The sequence below is a fragment of the Anaerolineales bacterium genome (assembly GCA_022866145.1).
Taxonomy (GTDB): Bacteria; Chloroflexota; Anaerolineae; order Anaerolineales; family E44-bin32; genus PFL42.
The window spans coordinates 1-4,979 of sequence record JALHUE010000001.1 but is presented as its reverse complement, the minus strand read 5'-3'; the positions used below and the strand labels follow the sequence as shown (position 1 = coordinate 4,979).

Annotated in this window: 6 protein-coding genes; 3 read left to right on the top strand and 3 right to left on the bottom strand. The window is 66.3% G+C overall.

What is annotated here, in order from left to right; all coding sequences use genetic code 11:
- Nucleotides 1-71: 71 nt before the first annotated feature.
- Nucleotides 72-575 carry a cyclic nucleotide-binding domain-containing protein gene (locus MUO23_00030; protein MCJ7511338.1) on the bottom strand — a complete coding sequence of 168 codons (504 nt, stop codon included), beginning with the start codon at nucleotides 573-575 and terminating at the stop codon, nucleotides 72-74.
- Between the two features lie 441 nt (nucleotides 576-1,016).
- Between MUO23_00030 and MUO23_00025 the strand changes: the two genes are divergently transcribed.
- Genes MUO23_00025 through miaA form a run of 3 tightly spaced genes read left to right on the top strand, consistent with a single transcriptional unit; the run spans nucleotide 1,017 to nucleotide 3,516 of the window.
- Complete coding sequence (locus MUO23_00025; GenBank protein ID MCJ7511337.1) at nucleotides 1,017-2,216, top strand: glycosyltransferase; 1,200 nt, start codon at nucleotides 1,017-1,019, stop codon at nucleotides 2,214-2,216.
- A complete protein-coding gene (locus MUO23_00020; GenBank protein ID MCJ7511336.1) occupies nucleotides 2,213-2,575 on the top strand; it encodes a YraN family protein in 363 nt (120 codons plus the stop codon). The genes MUO23_00025 and MUO23_00020 overlap by 4 nt, the downstream gene beginning before the upstream one ends.
- Nucleotides 2,572-3,516 (top strand): tRNA (adenosine(37)-N6)-dimethylallyltransferase MiaA, encoded by a 945-nt coding sequence (gene miaA / locus MUO23_00015; protein ID MCJ7511335.1) that lies wholly within the window; start codon nucleotides 2,572-2,574, stop codon nucleotides 3,514-3,516. Before MUO23_00020 ends, miaA begins: the two co-directional genes overlap by 4 nt.
- A gap of 103 nt (nucleotides 3,517-3,619) precedes the next feature.
- Here the strand turns inward: miaA and MUO23_00010 are convergent, their stop codons facing one another.
- Together MUO23_00010 and MUO23_00005 are read right to left on the bottom strand one after the other, a co-directional pair.
- A complete protein-coding gene (locus tag MUO23_00010) occupies nucleotides 3,620-4,594 on the bottom strand; it encodes an inorganic phosphate transporter (GenBank protein MCJ7511334.1) in 975 nt (324 codons plus the stop codon).
- A gap of 58 nt (nucleotides 4,595-4,652) precedes the next feature.
- A partial coding sequence (locus tag MUO23_00005) for an ABC transporter permease subunit (protein ID MCJ7511333.1) occupies nucleotides 4,653-4,979 on the bottom strand: 327 nt, incomplete at its 5' end.

Genomic DNA, 4,979 nt, shown 5'->3' with positions numbered 1-4,979 from the left:
GAGGGTGGCCGGTTCTTTGGGCCTGGTCCACTGGGATTGCGCCCTGAGGTGTAAGGTGGACGAGGCGATGTCTAGGCCTGGCGCCGGGGGCGCTGGGTGTACAGGAGTTCCTCCCGCATGCGCAGGTCGGTGCTGCGGATCTTGACGGCCAACTCGGCAGCCAGGTTGCGCATCAGGCGGAAGCCCAGGTCCGGATGCTGCCCGCACAGGGCCATCAGGCTGTCCCGCGGCACGACCAGAAGCAGGGTGTCATGGCTGGCGCTGCGGGCGCTGGCCGATCGGAGGCCCTGGTCGACCAGGGCGACCTCGCCGAAGGATTGGCCACGGCGCAGGGTGGCGATAGTGGTGGGCCGGGGAACTGCCTCCGGCTGGTCGCTGACCAGGCTGGGGTCGATCAGAATCTCGACCTCGCCGCGCAAGATAATGTACAACTCATCGCTCGCAGAGTTCTCCTCGAAGATGATCTGCCCGCTGGCGAAGCCCTGCTCGCGGCAGATGGCCGCGATCCATTCCAGTTGGGCTTCGTCGAGATCGAAGAAGATATCGCTCTGGCGGAGAAAGCCTGCCGAAATCATGCTCAAACCCTGCGCAACGATCAGTCTAGCACAGGTGATTGCGGTGTCAATTGCCTTACAGGTCTTAGTCAGGTTGATCCCCGGCCGTTCGCAGCTGCTCCCGCCAACGGCTCCTGGTTGAACTCAGGAAGCTTACTACCTGACCTGGCAGGGGACGAAGGCGGCGACGAGGCGCTTTGACGAATCCGAACGGCACTGGCTGCGGAACTGTGGGACCGGCGGATGGAGACCGGCCGGTCAGTCTCGGTGCGGCCGATGTGCCCAGGTGATCGGGCGATCGCCCAGGCAGACCGTGTCGCCGATGACTTGGGAGAGTCTGGCGTCAGGCCGCCCCCGCGCCCTTGTCCCGGACAAGACGCACGACACTTCGAAGCGCCTGACCGGCCCGGCGCTTGACGCCGGCACGCCCTGTGGCTAGGATTGGGATGCGGGAGGTCTGCGATGCGCGTCGGGATGATGGCGGACGCCTACAAGCCGCACGTCAGCGGGATCACGAACTACATCAGCCTGAATCAGCGCGCCCTGCAAGCCGCGGGGCACGATGTCTTCGTTTTCACCTTCGGTGATGCCGCGCTCGGGGCGGAGGACCCGACGGTCCTTCGATCCCCCGGGCTCCCACTGGCGCACACGGGATACCATCTCTCGCTCCGCCACACTCGCCAGGTGCGGCGCATGATCCAGTCGATGGACATTGTCCATGTTCACCATCCGTTTCTCAGTGGTGGCCTCGGCCTGCGCTACTGCCGCCCGGCTGGCATCCCGGTCGTGTTCACCAATCACACCCGATACGACCTCTACGCCCAGTACTACCTCCCAGCGCTGCCCGACCGCATCCGGACCGGCCTGTTGCAGGCCTACCTGCCGTTCTTCTGCTCGGAGGTCGACTTGACGATAGCGCCCTCCCAGGGGCTGCGGGGAGTCCTGCGCGAGCTGGGGGTGGCGTCGCCGGTCAAGGTGATTCCGAATGGCATCGACCTGGCGCCCTTCTGCGTTCCAAGAGACCCGCTCCATCGCGCCCGCCTGGGGATCCCGGACGAGGCGCTGCTGCTGGTGTACACCGGACGCCTCGGCCCGGAGAAGAATCTTGGGACGCTGCTGCGAGCATTTGCTGGGGTTCGGGAGGCCGTGGCCGCCGTAGGTTTGCTGATGGTGGGAGATGGACCGGAGCGAGGTAAGTTGGAATTGATGGCGCAGAAACTGGGAATCGGGGGCTGGGTGTTCTTCGCCGGCATGGTCGACTACGCCCGAGTGCCCGGCTATCTGGCAGCCAGTGACGTGTGCGTCACCGCCTCGGTCACCGAGGTCCATCCACTTTCGATCATCGAGGCCCTGGCCTGCGGGCTTCCGGCCGTGGGGATCGACTCGCCCGGCGTGAGCGACACGATCCAGGACGAAGTCAATGGCTTGCTCAGCCGCCAGGACCTGGCGGCCTTCACAGCCCAGCTCACCCGGATCGTCGTTGATCCGGAGCTGCGTCAGCGCCTTGCCGGTGGGGCGCTCCGGTCAGCGCAAGCCTTCGACATCTCCCGAACCAGCCGCCTGGTGCTGGACGAGTACCAGCGCCTGATCGCCGCGCCCCGCAAGAGGCGCGACCCGGCCTGGCGCCAATTCACCAACCGCCTGAGGTCGGCCATCCATTGAATCGCCAGGAACTGGCGCGCCTGGGGGAGACCACGGCCTGCGACTACCTGGCGGGAGCAGGGTTCGCCCTGCGCCACCGCAACTGGCACTGCCCGGGAGGCGAGATCGACATCGTTGCCGAGAAGGCCGGGGGGCTGGTGATGGTCGAAGTCAAGACGCGCTCATCGATGCACTACGGTGCCGGCGAGGAGGCTGTGACCCCGCGGAAGCTAGCTCGCATCGAACGGTGCGCCTGGGCCTACCTTGGGGCTCACGCCCTGTTGGAACAGCCCTGGCGAGTGGATGTGATCGCCGTTGACGTGGACCGGCAGGGGAGGGTGACCCGGCTGAATCACCTGGAAGATGTGCTGCAAACATGAAGCCGCCTGGCGTGCCGGCCGTCGTGGTGGGCATCGTTGGACCGACCGCGGTGGGCAAAACCCGTGTGGCGATCGAGGTGGCCGAGCAGATCGGCGGCGAGATCGTGTCGGTGGATTCCCGGCTGCTCTACCGCGGCCTGGATATCGGGACCGACAAGCCGTCCCTCGAAGACCGGGCGCGGGTTCCGCACCACCTGATCGACATTGCTGAACCCGCCGAGACCTGGAGTCTGGCGCAGTTCTGCGGGGCGGCGTTGGTGACGATCGACGAGATCCACGCCCGGAGCCGCCTGCCCATCGTCGTGGGTGGCACGGGACAGTATGTCCGCGCCCTGCTCGAGGGGTGGGCCCTGTCCCCGGGTACTCTCGACCTGGAGGTCCGGCGGGGTTGGGAGAGGACCGCCGAGCAGGCCGGAGCGGATGCGTTGCACGCCATGCTGGCCGAGACCGATCCGGTATCCGCTGCCAGGATTGACCGCCGCAATGTCCGGCGAGTGATTCGGGCGCTGGAAGTGCATCAGATCACCGGAAGCCCGGCTAGCCTGCGCCCCAGGCGGCATCCGGTTCCATTCCAGTCCCTCGTCTTTGGCCTCACCCTTCCCCGGCCCGAGCTGTACCTTCGCCTGGACGCCCGGATCAATGCGATGCTTCAGCGCGGCCTGGTCGAGGAAGTGCAGCGCCTTCTCGATCGAGGTGTCCCTGCCGATGCTCCCAGCCTGTCGGCCATCGGCTACGCGCAGATCGTGCGGTATCTTCTGGGCGAGTGGACGCTGGCCCGGGCAATCGAAGAGATCCGCCGGCGGTCGCGGGTGCTGGTCCGCCAGCAGTGCAATTGGTTCCGCCCCGACGACCCAGAGATCCACTGGGTTGCGTCACGGCCGGGGGTCGAGCGCGAGCTGGTGAGGTTGATCCTCCGACGCCTGCCTGATGGTTCCCGATAGGGGCCGGATGCCTGCCCGGGTGCGGCCGGTGCGTTTTGGCACAGGACAATGCCCCGCGCCCGGGGAGAGCGCTGGGCGGGCCGGCTGGGTCTTGGGTGGCGGGTCAGGCGAAGGCGAGGATCAGCCACATCGTCACGCCCGAGAGCATGGCCGCGGCCGGGATCGTCAACAGCCAGGCCGCCATTAGATCCCTCAGGACCATCCAGCGGACTTTGTTGGCCCGCTCGGCCGCGCCGACGCCCATGATCGATGTGCTCATGACCTGAGTCGTACTGACCGGGCCACCCGCAATGGCGGCGCCCATGATGACCGCCGCGCCAGCGAGCTGCGAGGTGAACCCATGTATCGGGCGGATGCGGAAGATCTTTCCGCCCAGCGTGCGGATCAAGCGCCAACCGCCCAGGGCAGTCCCCAGGGCGATGGCGGTGGCGCAGATGAAGATCACCCAGGTTGGGACTTCGAAGGTCTCCAGCATCCCGGACGTGACCAGCCCCAACGTGATCACGCCCATGGTTTTCTGGGCGTCATTGGTGCCATGACTCAGCGCCAGTCCGATCAGGGTCCCATACTGAGCACGGCGGAAGAAGTGGTTGATCTTGGGCGTTGCTCCCCGCGAGGCGAACAAGGAGATAGACATCACGACGTAGCCAAAGCCCATCCCCAGGATGGGTGAGACCAGCAGGGCAATGACAATTCGGGTCAGGCCAGCAAGCTGGATAGCCTGCAGCCCGCTCTCGACCAGGGCTGCCCCGACCAGCCCACCGATCAAGGCGTGGGAGGAGGAGGAGGGCAGGCCGGCATACCAGGTAAAGATGTTCCAGACGATCGCTCCCACTAGGCCAGCGATCACCGCCGTGGTGGTGATGGCGTCCTGGACGAGCAGGTCGTCGCCGATGGTCGTCGCCACCGCCACCCCGAACAAAAAAGGGCCGATGAAATTCGCGGCGGCTGCAAGCAGCAAGGCGCGGCGCGGCGGGATCGCCCCGGAGCTGATCGGGGTGGCGACGACGTTCGAGCTGTCATGGACGCCATTCAGGAAGTCGAAGATCAGAGCAAGCCCAATGAGGACGTAGATCATCAGTGCAGGTCACCTTCCGGTAGTGCCAGCGCAAGGCTAGCAGGGGTCCGACAATCCGTCAACCTGGGCGCACGCCGCCGGCGCTGCGGTCCCCGAGGTGGTGAACCGCCTGGACGGTAAAGGCGATTGCCAGCCCGGGAAGCAGCGCCAGCCGAGGTGCATCGAGCAGATGCTGCCGTCCGCTGTTCAGCATCGCCCCCCATTCGGGCAGTGACGGGTCCCCAGCCAAGCCGAGGAAGGTCAGGGTGGTGATCCCGAGCAGCGCCCAGGCAAAGTGGGTTGTGGCCAGCGAGGCCAGGGAAGGCCAGGCGTTTGGGAGTAGATGACGCCGCGCCGTCCATAGACGCCCGGCGCCCAGGGCGCCCGAAGCCGAGATGTACCCGCG

Bases quoted from the DNA above. Each gene is read 5' to 3' on its own strand.
- miaA (MCJ7511335.1), top strand. From the start codon at position 2,572: ATGAAGCCGCCTGGCGTGCCGGCCGTCGTGGTGGGCATCGTTGGACCG.
- MUO23_00030 (MCJ7511338.1), bottom strand. From the start codon at position 575: ATGATTTCGGCAGGCTTTCTCCGCCAGAGCGATATCTTCTTCGATCTC.
- MUO23_00010 (MCJ7511334.1), bottom strand. From the start codon at position 4,594: ATGATCTACGTCCTCATTGGGCTTGCTCTGATCTTCGACTTCCTGAAT.
- MUO23_00025 (MCJ7511337.1), top strand. From the start codon at position 1,017: ATGCGCGTCGGGATGATGGCGGACGCCTACAAGCCGCACGTCAGCGGG.